General features: G+C 61.0%; 15 protein-coding genes. 8 read left to right on the top strand and 7 right to left on the bottom strand.

What is annotated here, in order from left to right; translation table 11 throughout:
* A partial coding sequence (locus AXK12_RS09110; protein WP_231863577.1) for a PEP-CTERM sorting domain-containing protein occupies positions 1–579 on the top strand: 579 nt, incomplete at its 5' end.
* A 278-nt stretch (positions 580–857) separates the two neighbouring features.
* Here the strand turns inward: AXK12_RS09110 and glyA are convergent.
* From glyA to cutA, 3 genes are all read right to left on the bottom strand, one after another.
* Entirely contained in the window at positions 858–2,141 is a 1,284-nt protein-coding gene (gene glyA / locus AXK12_RS06645) for a serine hydroxymethyltransferase (protein ID WP_068712752.1), read from the bottom strand.
* A 439-nt stretch (positions 2,142–2,580) separates the two neighbouring features.
* Entirely contained in the window at positions 2,581–2,736 is a 156-nt protein-coding gene (locus AXK12_RS08570; protein ID WP_082782713.1) for a small basic protein, read from the bottom strand.
* Between the two features lie 65 nt (positions 2,737–2,801).
* Positions 2,802–3,140, bottom strand: coding sequence for a divalent-cation tolerance protein CutA (gene cutA, locus AXK12_RS06655; protein ID WP_231863578.1), 339 nt, complete (start codon positions 3,138–3,140; stop codon positions 2,802–2,804).
* A gap of 139 nt (positions 3,141–3,279) precedes the next feature.
* On the opposite strand from cutA, the gene AXK12_RS06660 reads away from it, so the two are divergent.
* The 4 genes from AXK12_RS06660 (at position 3,280) to AXK12_RS06675 (ending at position 5,703) form a co-directional block, all read left to right on the top strand.
* Positions 3,280–3,480 (top strand): DNA-directed RNA polymerase subunit omega, encoded by a 201-nt coding sequence (locus tag AXK12_RS06660; RefSeq protein ID WP_068712734.1) that lies wholly within the window; start codon positions 3,280–3,282, stop codon positions 3,478–3,480.
* Positions 3,481–3,603: 123 nt separating this feature from the next.
* Complete coding sequence (gene smpB / locus AXK12_RS06665) at positions 3,604–4,080, top strand: SsrA-binding protein SmpB (protein ID WP_068712756.1); 477 nt, start codon at positions 3,604–3,606, stop codon at positions 4,078–4,080.
* Positions 4,080–5,054: a homoserine kinase gene (gene thrB, locus AXK12_RS06670; protein ID WP_082782711.1), complete on the top strand. Its 975-nt coding sequence runs from the start codon at positions 4,080–4,082 to the stop codon at positions 5,052–5,054. Before smpB ends, thrB begins: the two co-directional genes overlap by 1 nt.
* 124 nt (positions 5,055–5,178) lie before the next feature.
* The gene (locus tag AXK12_RS06675; protein ID WP_082782712.1) at positions 5,179–5,703 is read left to right on the top strand and encodes a tRNA (cytidine(34)-2'-O)-methyltransferase; all 525 of its coding nucleotides are present in this window, start codon (positions 5,179–5,181) and stop codon (positions 5,701–5,703) included.
* A 61-nt stretch (positions 5,704–5,764) separates the two neighbouring features.
* On the opposite strand, the gene AXK12_RS06680 is transcribed toward AXK12_RS06675, so the two are convergent.
* The 3 genes from AXK12_RS06680 to AXK12_RS06690 all read right to left on the bottom strand — a co-directional run bounded on the left by AXK12_RS06680 (position 5,765) and on the right by AXK12_RS06690 (position 10,593).
* Positions 5,765–6,475 (bottom strand): SGNH/GDSL hydrolase family protein, encoded by a 711-nt coding sequence (locus tag AXK12_RS06680; protein ID WP_068712737.1) that lies wholly within the window; start codon positions 6,473–6,475, stop codon positions 5,765–5,767.
* Positions 6,476–6,561: 86 nt separating this feature from the next.
* On the bottom strand, positions 6,562–8,376 hold the full coding sequence (locus AXK12_RS09445; protein WP_068712740.1) for an ABC transporter ATP-binding protein: 1,815 nt from the start codon (positions 8,374–8,376) through the stop codon (positions 6,562–6,564).
* 126 nt (positions 8,377–8,502) lie between these two features.
* Positions 8,503–10,593, bottom strand: coding sequence for an LpxL/LpxP family acyltransferase (locus AXK12_RS06690; protein WP_068712742.1), 2,091 nt, complete (start codon positions 10,591–10,593; stop codon positions 8,503–8,505).
* 139 nt (positions 10,594–10,732) lie between these two features.
* On the opposite strand from AXK12_RS06690, the gene AXK12_RS06695 reads away from it, so the two are divergent.
* The 3 genes from AXK12_RS06695 (at position 10,733) to tilS (ending at position 14,410) form a co-directional block, all read left to right on the top strand.
* Positions 10,733–11,719: a glycosyltransferase family 9 protein gene (locus AXK12_RS06695; RefSeq protein ID WP_068712744.1), complete on the top strand. Its 987-nt coding sequence runs from the start codon at positions 10,733–10,735 to the stop codon at positions 11,717–11,719.
* Positions 11,720–11,812: 93 nt separating this feature from the next.
* The gene (gene serS / locus AXK12_RS06700; RefSeq protein WP_068712746.1) at positions 11,813–13,117 is read left to right on the top strand and encodes a serine--tRNA ligase; all 1,305 of its coding nucleotides are present in this window, start codon (positions 11,813–11,815) and stop codon (positions 13,115–13,117) included.
* A 66-nt stretch (positions 13,118–13,183) separates the two neighbouring features.
* A complete protein-coding gene (tilS, locus tag AXK12_RS06705; protein WP_068712748.1) occupies positions 13,184–14,410 on the top strand; it encodes a tRNA lysidine(34) synthetase TilS in 1,227 nt (408 codons plus the stop codon).
* A gap of 308 nt (positions 14,411–14,718) precedes the next feature.
* Here the strand turns inward: tilS and AXK12_RS09450 are convergent.
* The coding region (locus AXK12_RS09450; protein WP_156468912.1) for a PEP-CTERM sorting domain-containing protein at positions 14,719–15,690 on the bottom strand (972 nt) is incomplete at its 5' end.

Raw genomic sequence — 15,690 nt, forward strand, 5'->3', positions numbered from 1 at the left:
CGAGACCCGCCAGATCCTCATAGGAGTAAACCCCATATTATCCCGGAGGGGACTCCTTCTCTAGGTAGTATATTTCTTAGTAAGGGAAATAATTCGGTGCGTCTGCCTAATGATTCCAGACTTGATTCCAGATTTATAATTCCTTCCATATCCGTTAGCACAGGAAGAGATGTATTAGCGACTATATATTTTGGCGAGGTTTACCGTAGGGCATTTGTATATAGTTATAATATTACAGTAGCTGATGATTCTTTTTTGGAGTTCGATATTAGCGGAGTTTCAGATTATAGTAGTGCCTATATTTTTACCACTATTAATCCTATCCATGATATTAATCGGATTGGTTTTTATCATAAAGATTGGGGAAGGCGTAGAGCTTTCTTTAGAGATTGGCATGGTGATGGTAGCTGGTATCGGATTGCTATGGATAAAGATAGAGAGTGGAATCCACCGCCGGTTCCTGAGCCGAGCGCGTATGGCGCGGTCTTATCGGGACTTGGGCTTGGGGCCGTTGTTTTAAATCGAAGAAGGGTTAAGAAAGCTCGGAGGGGGATCAATCTAGGGTCTGTTCACGTTTGAAACGTGGCCGCGTAGCCGCAGGCTGTTTTACTTGGCGGCGGGCGTTTACTGGTGATTTTTCCCACCTCGCCCAAGCGGGTTATAGCTCTACTTTCTGCTCCCTGTCGCAACGCGACAGGGGAAGGGACTTCAAATTTGGGAATTGGTTTTGTCGCGAAGCGACGAGGCCAATTCCCAAATTAAATGGGCGGCGGGCCAACGAGCCCGCCGCCAAATAAAACAGCCTGCGGCTGCGCCCCACGCGGAGTGGAGAGTCAGGGCTCTCCACTCCTATCGGATTAAGCGTTAGCGGTGCGGTAAGGCAGCGGGTAGCGGGCGGTGAGCGCGAGGACTTTGGTCTTCACTTCGGCGGCGGTACTCGCGAGCGAGTCGTTATTGCCGCTGGCTGCGGCGCTGAGTATGCGGTCGATCTGCTCGGCGATTTCCGCCATGTCGGCCTCGACCATGCCGCGCGTGGTCACTGCGGGGGTGCCGAGTCGGATGCCGGAGGCTTGGAAGGGCGATCGCGTCTCGAAGGGCACGGTGTTTTTGTTGCAAGTGATGTTGGCCGTATCGAGGGCGGCTTGTGCGGCTTTGCCTGTCAGTTCAGGGAACTTGGCGCGCAGGTCGACGAGCATGAGGTGATTATCTGTGCCGCCTGAGATGATGTTATAGCCGCGAGCGACGAGCGCCGCCGCGAGGGCTTTGGCGTTTTTGATGATTTGCGCGCCGTAGACTTTGAACTCGGGCTTGAGGCACTCGCCGAAGCATACGGCCTTGGCCGCGATGACGTGCTCCAGCGGTCCGCCTTGGCCGCCCGGGAAAACCGCAGAGTCGAGTGCTTTGGCATGCTCGGCCTTGGAGAGGATGAGCCCGCCGCGCGGTCCGCGCAGCGTCTTGTGCGTCGTGGTCGTGACGAAGTCGGCGTGCGGTACGGGCGAGGGGTGGTGCCCCGAGGCGACGAGCCCCGCGATGTGCGCGATGTCGGCGAAGAGGTAGGCGCCGACCGAGCGGGCGATCTCGCCCATCTTTTCAAAGTCGATGATGCGCGAGTACGCGCTCGCGCCGACGGTGATCATTTTCGGCTTCTCGCTTTGGGCGAGGGCGGCGAGCTCGTCATAGTTAATGAGACCGTCGGCTTCGCTGACTCCGTATTGGGAAAATTGATACAGCTTGCCCGAAAAGTTGGCAGGGTTGCCGTGGGTGAGGTGCCCGCCGTGGCTTAGGTTCATCCCGAGGATCTTGTCGCCGGGTTGAAGGACGGCCGTGTAGACGGCGAAGTTGGCTTGAGAGCCGGAGTGCGGCTGCACGTTGGCGTATTCGGCGCCGAAGAGGGCTTTCGCGCGGTCGATGGCGAGTTGCTCGATTTTATCGACATACTCGCAGCCTCCGTACCAGCGGCGGCCCGGGTAGCCCTCGGCGTACTTGTTGGTGAGCGCGGAGCCCTGCGCCTCCATCACAGCGGGGTAGGTGAAGTTTTCCGAGGCGATGAGCTCGATGTGGCTTTGCTGGCGGGCGAGCTCAGCGGCGATTGCCGAGTAGATTTCAGGATCGAGGGTTTTGAGTGGCGTGGCGTTTAGCATGAAGAAAAAATGAACTGTTGATATTTGGAAAAACCGGAAAAGGCCGCCGACCACACCGGCTCGCCGCGCAACTGGCAAAACCTTTCGGTTGATTTCGGTTTAAGAACGCGTGGCCGCGTGCTGGGCGCCGTGGGCTGTCCGAGTCGCGGGGCGCTTGAGTGTGGGGCGCGGCGCGAAGGGACGGGCCAGATGGCTCGCGGCTCGCCACTCACGTGTGCTGCGCACGCTCGCCTCTGCGTGAGCTGCTGTGCGTGCGTCGCGCTTCGAGCGACAGCAGCGGGAGGCGTCTTCCCTCCATTTTGCTTGGGCACAAAAAAGCCGCTGGGCGAGGGAGGCGCACACAGCGGCGAAAAAACGGGGGCGGGGGAGAGCAAGCGTCCGACGAGAGTTCGCGCGCTTCGCGAAGCAATCGCTTGGTCGGGGCTCCGGGGGCGGCGGCTTAGACGTCGGGAGTGGTCTTTTTGAGGCCTTGGACGCGGTCGCCGGCCTTCCACTGGCCGCGCTTGCGTAAGAGCTCTACGCGCTCGAAGCGCTTGAGGACGTTGCGCTTAACTACGATGCCACGGGGGCCTTGGAGACTGTTGTGCTGCGACATGACGGTAAAGGGAGTGGAGTGAATTCGTTGGAACGCGCGTGCGTTTTGCAGAAAAAGGGGCGGAGTCAGCACGGCTGCTGCGCCCATGACAAGTACTTTTCGCTTATCTGAGCGGCATCCACGCAAACCCACTCGGGTATGTCGTACGGGTGCAGCCTGTGGACGAGGGCTTCGAGCGCCGCGCTGTGCTCGGGGAGCAGTTTAAAGCAGAGCCGGTATTCGAGCGCTTCCTCGACCTTACCCTGCCAGCGATAGACGGAGCAGATGGGGCCCTCAATTTTTACGCAGGCGGCGAGGCCTTGAGCGACGGCCGCCCGCGCCAGCTTTTCGGCATCGGCACGCTCGCTGAGCGTCGTCCATCCGAGGCGCAGTGGCGGAGTGGGCGTTGAGTTGGCGGCGGGCATTGCAGCGCGTAGGCTTGGGTTTCGCTCCCCGCGCGGGCAAGCGGGATTCCCCCGAAATTTTCAGAAGCCCCTTGACGCTTGGGAGGCAGAGCTTAGCAATCGCGGGTTCTCCACTCGCACGCATCCTCCCTACTAGCTCATGAGAGACGACTACATTAAGGCCGCCCAAAAAGTCATCAACGACCCGAACCTCCTCATTAATGTGGTCTCGCATCGTGTGAAGCAGCTCAAGCGTGGCAACCGCCCGCTCGTCGAGTCGCTCGAAAAGCTCTCCTCCGAGGAGATCGCCCTGCGCGAGATCATTGAGGGCAAGATTAGCTACGAGCTTGCGGAGAGTTGAGCTTGGGTGACTGGGGAGCGCCACTGTGTTGGGCGGGCTTGGCGGCGCGGGTAGGACTCCTTATTTGGCGGCTCGCCAGAAAAACCGGTCGGAGTGACCGTGTTTTTTTACCTCTTTCCTCCGATGTCTAAAGCTCGCAAATCCCAACGCCACAACGAAGTCCGCAACGCGAAAGCCTTGCGCGACTATTTCGTGGACGAGCGGTTTGAGGCGGGCATCGCGCTGCGCGGCACCGAGGTAAAGTCCATCCGCGCAGGCCGGGCGCAGATTAATGATGCCTTCGCCCGCTACGAGCGCGGCGAGCTCTGGCTCTACAACGCGCATATCGAGCAGTACGCCTTTGGCAACATCAACAACCACGATGCGCGTCGCCTGCGGAAGCTGCTGCTGCATCGGCACCAAGTGCGTAAGATCGTCCAAGAGCTGGAAACTGGCGGCCGTGCGTTGATCCCGCTGCGGCTGTATTTCAAGGAGGCCTTAGTGAAGGTCGAGCTAGGGCTGTGCACCGGTAAAAAGCTCTTCGACAAGCGCGAGGCCCTGAAGAAGAAGGTGGTCGACCGCGAAATCGACAAAGAGATGAAAGCCCGCCGCCGCGCCTAATGAACCAGAATCCTACTGCTGCCACTCCCGCTCTTGTGCGGCCTCCTTCTGTCGCCTCCGTGACGGTGACTGTGCCTGGGAGTACGTCCAATTTTGGGGCGGGCTTCGATACGCTCGGTATGGCGGTGAGTGTGGCCAACCGTGTCACGGTTTCGCGCTTGGAGACGTCAGAGGCGTCGGAAGGCGGGGGCATCTTTGCCGAGCGAGAATCGGATGCGCGGGCGCAAAAGATGGTCGCCAAGGTGGCGGCGCGTTTTTTCGAGGAATGCGGGCGGGAGCGCTTTTCCTTTAGCTACCGGATTGAGGGCGAGGTGCCGCGGAGTCGCGGTCTGGGCTCTAGCGTGACGGTGCGTGCGGGGATCGTCGCTGCGCTCAATCAGCTCTCAGGCGCGGGGCTTAGTCGCGACCAGCTCGTGCGTTTAGTCAGCGAGTTGGAAGGCCATCCGGACAACGCGGCAGCCGGGATTCTTGGCGGGTTTTGTGTCGCTCGCTCTGATCCGCAGACTGGCCACTATGTCGATACGATTCGCGCGGCTGTGCCTGAGTCGTTGGTCTTTGTTACGGCTGCGCCGCTGTTTGAGGTTTCGACGCAGGCTTCGCGCGGTGTCCTCCCGCAAACGCTGCCGTATTTCGATGCGGTGCGCAGCATCAACAGCGCGGGCTACCTCATCGCCGCGATGCTTACGGGGGACTACGAGCGGCTGCGCGGCGCGGTCAGCGATTTTATGCATGAGCCGTATCGCTTGCCGGGAATCCCGGGCGCGGTGGAGACGATTGCGGCGGGAGTGCGTGCGGGTGCACTCACGGGGTGGCTGAGCGGGAGTGGCTCCAGTGTTATGTGCGCGGCCTACCGCGAAGATGGGCCGCGTGTTTTGGCCGCCATGCGCGAGAGTTTTGAGCGACTAGGCCAGAGCTGCGAAGCGGTAATCCTCAATGCCGATAACGAAGGGTTGCGGATCAATGCAGGAGCCTAGTTTGAGCCGCGCCGTGGCGAAGACGTTGGCAGCGACGGCCGCGTCGCCAAAGAGTGGGGCTGCGACCACTAACCCAAGCGCGCAGCTCGCCGTTCACGGCGAGGTCAAGCGAGGTCATCGTCATATGGAGCCGAAGGCTCCCCTAGCTTGTGGCGGAGAAGCTCCGACCGTAGGGTCGGAGTTCTTCACTCCGACTCTGCACATCGTGCTGTTCGAGCCGCAGATCGCGCCCAACACCGGTAATATCGGGCGGCTCTGCGCTGTGACGCGCTCGCGGCTGCACCTGATCCACCCGCTGGGCTTTGAGATTAGCGACCGCACCTTACGACGCGCGGGGATGGATTACTGGCGCTCGCTCGACGTGCACGAGCACGCAGACTGGGCGGCGTTTCGCGCGAGTGCAGCGGCTCCATCGCGGCTCTGGATTTTCACGACGAAGAGCGCGCAGTCGTTTTGGAGCGCGGGCTTTGCGGATGGCGATGGTCTTGTTTTCGGCAACGAAGGCCACGGCGCGCCGGACTGGTTGCACGCAGAGATCGGGGCCGCGCACAGCCTCACAATCCCGCAGCGCAACCCAGAGCTTCGCTCGCTTAATCTTTCGACTGCTGTTGGCGTAGCGACTTACGAGGCCTACCGACAGCTTTTGTAGGGCCTTGGGCTTGCCATGCCCCTCGTCGCGGAGGGGGCATGGGGGCTAAGCCTCCGAGTGCTCACTCAGCGGAGGGCGCAGTCAGTTTTTCGATTACTGGCTGCACGACTGTTTCCATAACTCGGTAGCCTTCGGACGCGGGGTGTATCTCATCTGGCGCGTAGCTTTTTGAAACGCCGCCGTGCTCGTCTTGGAGTGCCGAAGCGTAGTCAACATAGGGCAGTCCTTGCGTTTCAGCGTACTCGCGAAGCATCCCGTTGAGTCTGATGACGAGTTCTGCCGGGGCTTCTATCTTGGGATTCCAAGGGATGCTTTGGGCTGGCGGCACAGCGCAGAGGATAGGGCGCACACCGTTGGCTAGCGCGATCTCGCTCATGGATACGATATTTCCGAAGGTGTTTTCCACGGCGATGTAGCCGGTGTTTTGAGCGATGTCATTAATGCCCGCCAAAATGACTACCGCACGGGGCTTCAGCGCGATCACGTCTGCCCGAAACCGGACCAGCATTTGGGAAGTGGTCTGCCCGCTAATGCCCCGGCACAAATAACCGTTTTCCTTGAAAAAATCGGGGTGTTCTAGGGCCCAGCCTTCGGTGACGGAGTCTCCCATGAATACGACCGCCCCTTCGGGCGCAGCTTGGTTAGCCTCTTCGTATTTGGCGAAATTGGCCCAGTCTGGGATATCGTATTTATTGACAACCTGTGCGCTCCCTTCGTCTGCGAAGGGAAGAAGAAGGGCAGAGGGTAAGACTAATTTTACGAACGTTTTCATAGCGTGGGTGTTTTGGTGGTAGCGGAAGCGAGAAGAGCCTCGTCTTCCTAAAGTCGGCAAAGGGGGATGGGGAATAACGCTTGGCCTTAGGCCTGCGCAATAGAGGGAATCGCGGAGATGAGGCGGCGGGTGTAGGGGTGTTGGGGGTGATCGATGATTTGGGTGGCGTCGCCTAGCTCTACGATTTTGCCGTGATACATGACGGCGATGCGGTCGGAGATGTGTTTCACGACCGAAAGGTCGTGGGCGATGAACAGGAGCGTCAGCCGTAGCTCGCGAACGAGCTGCGAGAGCAGGTTGAGGATTTGTGCTTGGATGGAGACATCAAGCGCGGACACCGGCTCGTCGGCGATTAGGATGCGGGGCTCTAGTGCGAGTGCGCGGGCGATCGCGATGCGTTGGCGTTGGCCGCCGGAAAACTCATGGGGGTATTTGTGCAAAAAACGGGAGGCGAGGCCCACGGTTTCCATTAGCTGGGCGACGCGTGCGGGGATTTCTGCGGGAGCGCAAATCCGGTGAACGAGGAGTGGCTCGGCCAGCGCGTCGTAGACACTCATGCGCGGGTTGAGCGAGGCGTAGGGGTCTTGGAAAATCATCTGCATCGCGCGTCGCGTGTCCGAGCCCTTCGCCGCCCGCGCGTTCGCACGGCTCATTGAGCGTGCGTTAAGGGTGCGGCCTTCGAGGATGACGCTGCCCGCCGTCGCGGGCACGAGCTCCATGAGGGTGCGCGAGAGGGTGGATTTCCCGCAGCCGCTCTCGCCGACGAGGCCGAGGACTTCGCCTTCGCGAATCGTGAGGCTCACCCCGTCAACGGCTTTTACGACAGTCTGCTGGCGCGAGAAAAGCCCGCCGGTTTTGAGCGCGAAGTGGGTGTGCAGGTCGCGGACTTCGATTGCCGGGCGGTCCCCAATTATGCGCGGCGGTTCTGGCGAGTCAGTTGACGCCGCCGAGGCTACCCCACTTGCCGCCGCCGAGCCGTCGTCACGCCGCGCGTCTACTCTCTCAGTCTCGGGCAGGTCCTCGAAGCGTGCGAGGAGTTGTGCTTCGCTGAGTGGTTTGGAGAGATCGGGCGGCAGCCCGGGGATGGAGTAGAGCGGGCGGCCCTTGGGCTGGAGCGCGGGGATACAGCGTTGGAGTGCGCGGGTGTAGGGGTGTTGTGGATTGGCAAAGAGCTCGCGCGTGGGCGCGGTCTCGACGATGCGGCCCGCATACATGACTTGGGTTCGGTCGCAGAGTCGGGAGACGACGGCGAGGTCGTGCGTTACGAAGATGACCGCCATGCCGAGCTCGCGCTGCTGCTTGCCGATGAGCTCCAAAATCTGCGCCTGCACGGTGACGTCGAGCGCGGTCGTCGGTTCGTCGGCGATTAGCAGGTCGGGCCGCGTGATGAGCGCCATCGCAATCATCACGCGTTGTCGCATGCCGCCGGAAAACTCGTGCGGATAGGCGCGCAGCCGCGCCTGCGCCTCTGTAATTCCCACAGCGTGGAGCATTTCGAGTGCACGGGCGCGGGCCGCTGTTTTGGAGATTTTTTCGTGAATGAGGAGTGGCTCCATGAGCTGCGCCCCAATCCGCATGTAGGGATTGAGTGAGGTCATGGGGTCTTGGAAAATCATGGAAATGCGCTTGCCGCGAATCGCGCGGGCTTGGGCCTCGCTGCACTGGAGCAGGTCGAGTCCATCGAAAATCGCGGAGCCGCTTTCGATGCGACCGGGGGGTTGCGGCACGAGCCCCATCAGCGAGTAGCAGGTCACGGACTTGCCCGAGCCGGATTCGCCGACGATGCCGAGCGTCTCGCCGCGAGCGAGGTCGAAGCTCACGCCATCAACCGCGCGATAGATGCCGCTGCGTGTGTGGAAATAAGTGCGTAAGTCGCGGACGGAGAGAAGCGGGCGAGGCATGGCTGGCGGTCACGGTGAGCCACCGTTGGCATTCACGCTATCGCGAAATTTGAAAACCGGAACTGCTCTCCCCGACTGTGTCGGGGGCCGGTTTAAGTAAGCGGTTTTCGCGGACGAGCCAGCCAGCTACGGCGCAGTCTGCAGCGCAGTCGGGCTCGTAGTATGGCGCAGACCGAGACACGCCCCAACCGCAGCGAGGACTGTTTCAGGGGCGAGTTCGTTTAAGTTTGCGCCGCCGCTTGGCGGACAGTTTGGCGGCTGTAAAATCGTAACGGGTGCACTGAAGACGGGGCCAGTGCGCACGGGGTTAGTCGGGCCAAAGAGCGCGACGAGGGGCACGCCGAGCGCGTTGGCGAGGTGCATGCCGCCGGTGTCGTTGGTGACGAGTGCGGCGCAGTCGCGCAGCGCGGCACAGTAAGTGCGCAGATCGGTTTTTCCCGCGAGGTTTTCGACAGGGCGTTGCGCAAGCGCGGCGATTTGGTCAGTGAGCGCGCGGTCTTTCTCGGTGCCGAAAAGGCGGATTGGCAACTCGCGCGGCAGTGCGTCGATCAGCGCGACCCAGTGCGGAATCGGCCAGCGTTTGGCGGGGAAGTTTTCCGAGCCGCAAATCAGCCCGAGGGGCCCGAGAGGCGGGAGGGGCGGGGCCGCAGGCTCGTTGACGGCGGCGCGCCACTTGGCCTGCGCTGCGCCCGCCGTCTGCGCGTCGGTGGGCGCGGGCGCGTCGATCGGCGTAAGCACTGGCGCTTCTTCGAGCCCGAAGGTTTTGAGGAAATCGCGCCAGAGCTCGAGTTGGTGGTGCTGGGCTTCGTCGTAGTCGAGTGGGACTGCGTAGCGGTGAGTGAGGAGCGGGCGCGGCTTGCCGGGGCGGGCGATGCCGAAGCGTTGCGGCGCGCGGGTGAGGAAGGCTTCGAGGTCGCCGCGCACGGAGTTGGTGAAGAGCAAGACGCAGTCGGGGTAGCTGCCGCGCAGTTTTAGGAACTGTGCAAAATAGCGAACTTCGCCCAAAGCCCCGCCGCGCGGCGGCAGCGGGATGAAGCACTCAGCGAGCCCGAAGTCCTCGATGAGTGGGGCGAAGGCGGCTTTGCCGATGAGGGTGAGCTGGGCATCGGGGCGACTGATGCGCAGCGCACGCAGCAGCGGGAGGAGCATGACGACATCGCCCAGCCAATTGGGCAGTCGCACCCACAGGCGGACTCCGTGAGCGCTATCTTTTAGAGCGCCTTCAGAGAGCAGGTTTCGCTTCGCTGCGAGCCGGAGTCGGCGCTCGGGCTTGTCTTGGTTTTTCCAACGGGCATGTGCCCAGAGCCAAGAATCGCGGGCGTAGGCGTCGCCCCGCAGCTTGGCCTCGAGCCAGCGGTTGAGCCCGAGAGTGACGGCTTCGGAACTAGTCCCAGCGGGAATAACGGGCTCGGCCTGGACGGCGATTCGCCAAAACCCGAGTCGGCGGGCGTAAACGGCGACGACGGGGGCGGAGAATTTTTGTGCGAGGATTCCGGGGAGTTCGGTCGTCGCGCACACGCGGCCTAGGAGTGTGGTGAGCGCCCCGACGTCGCCTGCATTTTGGTCGTAAAGGATGCTGACGGCGCCGCCGCGCCGGAGGATGCCGATGGCGTCTTGGAAGCCTTTGCGGCGCGAGAGGAGTTTTATCCCGAAGCGTTCGCGCGTGGATTTTAGCCACGCGTCGAGCGCAGGGTTGTTCATCGGGCGATACACCGCCGCGAATTCGGGAAAGGGCGCAGGGCTTTCTATTTGGCGCGCGACGTGTTGGTCGCTGCTCGCCACGGAGGGCGCTCCCGAGTTTGTGACTGCGCCTTGGGTTTCACATTTCGGAACAGCAATCGGGAAGCAGGTGACGGCTTCCCAGTAGGCGAAATGCGGGGTGACGAGGACGTGCGGGCGCGGCGCGGCGCGTTGCGCGGCGACCAGCGCGTTCATCTCGGGTGTATTCGTAACGATCTTACGCAGCCGGGGGAGCGAGAGGTAAGGTGTGGCGAGCGAGAGCAGGCCGGTCTCAGTCATCTGGCGGCAGCTCGCACGGCCGATTTGGCGGCGGGCCGCTTCACTTTTTTCGGGGAATGCGTGGTGCAGGTTGGAGAGGATGAGGCGCCGCCGCAGCGCGAATACCAGCTCGGCGAGCCCGAGCGTGGTCGCGCGTAGGATGCATTCGGGCGTGTGAGCGACGAGCCAGCCTGTCGTTTGGATGAGGAGTTTTAGCACGCGGGGCGGGGAAGAGGGTTCGTCACTTTTTTAAGCCCCTAGTCCATGAAAGGTTGCAGGGGCAGGGTCAAAAGCCGATTTTGCGCGGCTTCGCGCCCACTCTCTTGCCTCCCTTCTGCCCTCCTGCCTTTTTTCGCTCATGACGGAACTGTTGATCATTAAGCCCTCTTCGCTCGGCGATATCGTGCACGCGCTGCAAGTCGCCACTTCGCTGAAAGCGCAGCGGGAGGATTTGCGGATTTCATGGATCGCGCGCGACATCTTCGCCCCGCTCGTGCAAGCCTGTGCGGCTGTGGACCGTGTGTATCTCTTCGAGCGCAAGGGCGGGCTGCGCGGTTTTTCGCGGCTGATGCGCGAGGTGCGGCAGGTACGCTTTGACTACGTGTTCGACATGCAAGGGCTACTCCGCACGGGGCTCATGACTGCGCGCAGCCTCGCACAACGCAAAGTGGGCCGCTGGGATAGCCGCGAGTTTTCGAGCGTGTTTTACCACGAGGAAGTGACCTTGCCGCCTGCGGGTACGGAGAGCCACGCGATCGATATCTTGCTCCAATTTGCGAGTGTGCTCGGCGCGAAGCCGGAGCTCACGGGCGATCTCGTGTTTCGCGACTCGGAAAAGCTGCACCCGGGCTTCCCGAGTACTGCGGCCGAGTTTAGCCACGGGCAGCGTTTACAGGCGCCCGTCCTGATGTTTCCCGACAGCCGCCGCGCCGAGAAAAAGTGGGACGGCTTTTTGGCCCTCACGCAGCACCTGCTTTTTAACGACCGGCAGCGGCGAGTCATTTGGGCGGGCGATAAATACATCCCCGACCGCGAGGGCTTGCCGAGCGATCGCTTTCTCAACCTCACGGGCAATACGAGCCTGGTGTCGCTGCCCACGTTGATTCGCGGCAGCGATTGGGTGGTGTCCAACGATAGCGGGCCGATGCACCTCTCCGCGGCGCTCGGCGTGAAAACGCTCGGCATCTTTGGGCCGACCGATCCGGCGCGCTACGGGCCCTATCCCTTGACGCGGCCGACTAACGTCGTCGTCCGTGCGCCCGCGCTGAGCATGATTTCCGCAAAGGAGGTCTACGCGCGGATGTGTGCTGCGGAGAGCCAGCTTGGCGGGCGGCCAGCCCGCTGAGCTCGCCGCTAATCGCAGTGCTGCCCTTCGCGGACGCCACGCCCGCCCTCCCGCCCTCACTCTTTCCTTCGTTTTCCTTTTTCAAAAACTCCCATGCTTGACCCGAAATTATTGCGTGAATCGTCCGAACTCGTTCGCGCAGGCATCGCCAAGAAACACCTCGATATCGACCTAGACGCAGTGCTCGCACTCGACGCGACGTGGCGTGGGCTCGTGAGCGAGGTCGAAGGACTGCGCGCGCAACAAAAAGCGGCCAATGTGGCCATGGCTGGGCTGCCCAAGGGCACGCCCGAGTTTCTGGCCAAAGTGCAAGAGATGAAGGCCGCCTCGGCTACGGTGAAGGAAAGGGAAACGCAGCTCAAAGAAACCGAGGAGCAGTGGCGCGAAGCACTCCTCTCGTTGCCCAACCTGCCGCACGCCAGCGTGCCCGAAGGCCGCACTCCCGAGGAAAACCAAGTCGTGGCGACCTGGGGCTTTGAGGGCATCGGCCCTGACGGCAGGCCAACGCTCGCGCCGCAAAATGAAGAGAGGCCGCGCCTCGCCCATTTCGATATCCCCGGCTTCGAGCGGCTGTTCGACTTTCCGCGCGGCGCGAAAGTCACCGGGGCCGGCTTCCCCTTTTTTATCGGTCAAGGGGCACGGCTGGCGCGCGCACTCATCAACTTTTTCCTAAGCGAAAACGCGAAGGCCGGTTACACGGAAGTCTCGCCCCCCATCCTCGTAAACGCGGCCAGTGCGACCGCGACCGGCCAGCTCCCCGATAAGGAAGGGCAAATGTATGAGACCCGCGAGTTGCTCTATGCGGTGCCGACCGCAGAAGTGCCGCTGACCAATTTTTACCGCGATGAGATTTTAGACGAGGCCGCGCTGCCGCTCCGCCGCTGCGCTTACACGCCCTGCTTTCGCCGTGAGGCAGGCAGCTACGGGAGGGATGTGCGCGGGCTAAACCGCGTGCACCAATTTGATAAAGTCGAACTGCTCAAGTGGGTGCATCCTACGCGCAGTTACGATGAGTTGGAGGGCTTGCGCGGCGATGCCGAGTCGCTCTTGCGCAAGCTGGAGTTGCCCTACCGCGTGCTGCTGATGTGCGGCGGCGACCTCGGCTTTGCGCAGGCGAAAAAATATGACCTCGAAGTGTGGGCGGCGGGGCAGGGGCGCTGGCTCGAGGTTTCGAGTTGCTCGAACTTCGAGGGCTTCCAAGCGCGCCGCGCGCAAATCCGCTACCGCTCTGCCGAGACGGGAAAGCCGGAAGTCGTCCACACGCTCAATGGCTCGGGGCTCGCCGTGCCGCGCGTGCTGGCTGCGCTTTTGGAAAACAATTTACAGGCCGATGGTCGCGTAAAACTCCCCGCTGCGCTCGTGCCGTATTTCGGCGACGAGTATTTGAGTTTCGAGTAAGCGCGGGCCCGCGCTCGGGCCACCGCTGCGAAGAGAGAAAACGCGCGACAAGACGCTACCCGCGAGATGAAGCCGAGCTTGGCGAATTTGAGAAAAAAGGCGGCTGCTCTGGCAGAGCGGATTCCCTTGGGGCGGCTGCATCCTGCTTGCGCTGTCGGCGCTGCCGACGACGCGCTGGCGCGCCTGTCGCAGCAGAAAGCGGGCGGCGACCCTGCGCGTCTGGCGCTGGCGCTCTCCGGTGGGGCCGACTCGGTCGCGCTGCTTTTGCTGCAGTGGGCGCATTATCCGCAAAGCCGTGGCGATTTGCTTGCGCTGCATTACAACCACCGGCTGCGCGGCGAGGCCGCCGATAGGGATGAGGCGTTTTGTCGCGAACTTTGTGGAAAACTGGGCGTGGAGATCGCGGTTGGGCGGCGGCCAGACGGCGTCGCACTCCGCAGCGAAGCGGCAGCCCGCGCGGCGCGTTTTGCGTTTTTTGCCGAGGAGATGGAGAGGCGAAAAACGCAAACGCTTTGGCTCGGGCATCAGCAAAACGACGTGGCTGAAACACTCCTCATGCGACTCGTGCGCGGCAGCGGGACGGGAGGGCTGGCCGCGCCGCGCCCCGTGCAGCGCATCGCGGCGAGTGGGAGTTTTCCCGAGCGCATCCACTTGCGCCCCTTGCTTACGCTATCGCGTGCGGAGATTGAGGCGGCACTGCGCGAGTGCGGAATTCCTTGGCGCGAAGATGCGACGAATACCGGTGGCGAATTTTTCCGAAACCGAATCCGGCGCGATGTGCTCCCCGCACTCATCACTGCCAGCGCGCCGCATCGGCCCGCAGCAGGCGAACGAAGAAACAGCGACGTCGCGCCACGCGCGACAAATGAGGGCAATGTTAGCGAAGGTCGCGACGCACTGGCAGGGATGGCGCTATCGCGCGAACTCCTCGACGAGGATGACGCCGCACTGGATGCGTGGGCCTCCGCCGTAGTAAAGCGCGTGATACGCGAGGGCTGCATCGATTTGCGCGAATTAAATGGCGAGGTCAGCAGTCGCTGGGCCTCGACCCGCCGCGCCCGAGAGCCTGCCGCCAAAGAGTTTAGCCTGCCGCTTCCGCGAGCCGTGAAGCGCCGCGTGCTGTACCGCTGGCTGCGCGATCACGCCGGGGCGCCGCTGCTTTCGCGCCAAGCCTTTGAAGCCCTCTTGGTCGCCATAGAATCAGGCAAGAGCACACGCCAAAGTTTGGGTAAAACCGGCTTCGCCCTGATTCGCCAACGCACCCTCAAGTTTGAGCCAAATAACAGCGCGTGAGCCGAAGACCTCCACGTAGGCCCTTGAACTTCCACTACGCGTGGGGCGGCGGTCAGTGACCGCTTCCATTTAATTTGGGATTTCGCATCGCGCTATCGCGCGAAAGCGAAATCCCAAATTTGAAAGCACGCCCCCCTGTCGCAACGCGACAGGGGGGCGTAGAGTGATAACCCGTTTGGGCGAGGAGGGGGAAATCATCAGTAAACCCCCGCCTCCAAATAAAACAGCCTGCGGCGGCGAGCGTGCGCAGCACACTTGAGTGGCGAGCCGCGAGCCAGATGCCTCGCGTTTGAAACGGTGAGCAGGACCTAAGAGGGACTGCTGCCTAGGCGGGCTTTTTGGCGGCGGCGGAGTAGGCTGAGCGACACTGTGCCAGCCATGAAGAGGCTTCCGTAGGTGGCGGGTTCGGGGAAGGGGGTGATTTCCCAAAAGTTGCTGTCGTAGTCCCCTTTTTGGAGCTTGTTGTGGTCGTAGCCCATGAACTTGATTTTTTTCAGCGCGTCTTCGAGGTGCACGCTGTCTTTCCTCACGAGTAGGTGGTCGTGTCCATCCTGCCAGTCGATAACTTGTAAGGTGCTACGGTCGCCGATGATCAAGTCGTCTAAGTAAAAAAATCGCGCTTCATGTAAGCTACCATCCCTTGAGCCAAAGTCGATTGCTCCATTCCCTTCGATGACTAGCTCGTGGAGCGTTTCGGTGAACGTTCTTTTATCTATAGAAGACCACCTGAATCTTAATGTAGAGGCATCTCCGCGAGAGCTTAGCACGACTCTTACATGATTGGCTATTTGCTCGTCTTGGTAAATGTCAACGGCAGCTCCCTCCCTGATATTGAGATTTCCTGAAATGCCTATCTCGCCCTTTGGTTTTACTAAAGCGATGGTTACGTTTCCTGTTAGTGTCGTGTCCTTTGTAAAAGTATTACTTTCCAAGCCGTTAAATTCAAGCAGTGCGAAAGCCCTTGGCGCTGCGGTTATATTTAACCCTACTCTTTGGGAGCCATAATCGACTATAGTGTCGTGAATTTGGAAAAAATTCATCATGTAGGCAGTAGCATGAATATTGATTGCTCCTGAACTAGAGGTTAAATTTCCTCCACTTAATGTAATGTAATTGTACTGCGCGTAGTCTAAAATGAACCCGTCTCGTCCAACATCTAAAGTTCCGCTGTGAATAGTACTGTGGCGGTTTGATATAGCTTTATACTTTTCTGATATGTTTTCGTATTTAGCCCCGATTTTATTAGTAAATTGATTAGTTATGTGTTCTTGGGGGGGGGG

The organism is Cephaloticoccus capnophilus (genome assembly GCF_001580045.1).
Classification (GTDB): Bacteria; Verrucomicrobiota; Verrucomicrobiia; order Opitutales; family Opitutaceae; genus Cephaloticoccus; species Cephaloticoccus capnophilus.